Annotated in this window: 1 protein-coding gene; it reads right to left on the bottom strand. The window is 44.1% G+C overall.

The window, feature by feature from the left end:
• A partial coding sequence (locus NE665_RS24400; RefSeq protein ID WP_256302770.1) for an integrase DNA-binding domain-containing protein occupies positions 1-281 on the bottom strand: 281 nt, incomplete at both ends.

Raw genomic sequence — 281 nt, 5'->3', positions numbered from 1 at the left:
AGCACCTAACTTATCCTCTTTCAATAACCGCATGAGTTGTTCCCGTTGTTTTATTGTGCTTTTCTTCACATTTGCCCTCAGTGCGTTCTGTTTGGCATAGAGTTGGCAAAGCGTCATTTTCTTGCCAGTGCTGTCGATACCGTCCTCAATATCCCGTCTTATCTGCTGTTCCAGTTCACGAAGTGAGGGTTTTTCCCGTTTTCCCTTTGGTGTCGGGTCTGTGGGTGGCAATCTCCAAGCATACACATATTTTGTGTTTCCAAATGCGTCTACATATTTAT

Origin of the sequence: Clostridium sp. DFI.1.208 (assembly GCF_024463855.1) — a bacterium.
Lineage (GTDB): Bacteria > Bacillota_I > Bacilli_A > Erysipelotrichales > Erysipelotrichaceae > Clostridium_AQ.
Note: the sequence above shows the minus strand (reverse complement) of the source record. Positions and strands in the feature narration are given on the sequence as shown.